1 protein-coding gene and 1 pseudogene are annotated in these 1,034 nt (G+C 39.1%); both read right to left on the minus strand.

Annotation, left to right across the window (positions count from 1 at the left end; translation table 11 throughout):
- A partial coding sequence (locus EXN75_RS17470) for a restriction endonuclease subunit S (RefSeq protein WP_134844760.1) occupies positions 1-663 on the minus strand: 663 nt, incomplete at its 3' end.
- A gap of 62 nt (positions 664-725) precedes the next feature.
- Positions 726-908 (minus strand): annotated as a pseudogene (locus EXN75_RS17475) (tyrosine-type recombinase/integrase); the annotation flags it as partial.
- Positions 909-1,034 lie beyond the last annotated feature (126 nt).

The raw sequence follows: 1,034 nt of genomic DNA on the forward strand, positions 1-1,034 counted from the left end.
CTTCTCATTCCAGACCATAGCCCCACCACTTGATTTATACGGCTTGCCCTCCTCATTCGGAAAGTCAAACTGCACAAACCAATAGTCATAGAGCTGCTTTGCCATCGCCTCTAAATTATCATTTATCTGACGATTAAGAGTAATCTTTTCGTCAATATCAATCAAAATGCGTCCTATTCTCTTCTGCTCTTCAAGGTCTGGCATCCAAACGGTACAATCCTTGATTTTGTCAGGAGAGGTATGGCGTATTTTTGTTTGTTGAGCACCAGCACTTAGTTGCTGGCGAACAACAGAAGAAGATATGAGATAGTAGCAAAAATTAGGGTCAAGAAGTCCCTCCTTGCATTTTACAAGAGCTACGTCTTGACTTTGAATATACTTTCCGCTTTCAGGTATACGTGCCGTTGTGCCCAACAACCCTAAGGATTGCTCTGTAAGCGGAGTGATTATGTCACCTTTGTTCAGTATAAACTCGTCTTTGACTGTACCTGTATAATACAAGTCCGTCTTGGAAGTGTTTTCTTTGAATCCACCCCCATTCATATTAAAATTACCCAAGGTCAAGCGTATCAATTCGCCTTCCTCTGCATAGAATTGACCAGATAGGCTTGCACCACGAGTCACTTCTACAAGTTCTCCTAATTTATATTTATTCAATTTCATATCTGCACACTTTTTGCTTACAAAGATAGCTAAAGTTAAGCAGACTTGATAATCTTTAAACGTTAATTAAGGAATTTACGGTGTGCAATCTTTACATTTGCTTGATTCACCATAGCATAATGCAAGGTCGTGTCGATTTTCACATGCCCTAACATCTTTTGCACTTGCTCTATCGGCATACCCTTATCTATCGCCATAGTTGCCAAAGTTCTGCGGAACTTATGAGGATGCACCTTATGTAGATTTCCTTAATTCCGCAACACTATAATTTAACTTTATTTATAAGTTCCTGAGCAACAAAAAGTTGCCCAGGATTTTGCCATGTCAGAATTTTCACTTATCTTAGTGTTGCAAAAAGAAAACAAGCAAAA

Source organism: Segatella hominis, from assembly GCF_004535825.1.
GTDB classification, from domain to species: domain Bacteria; phylum Bacteroidota; class Bacteroidia; order Bacteroidales; family Bacteroidaceae; genus Prevotella; species Prevotella hominis.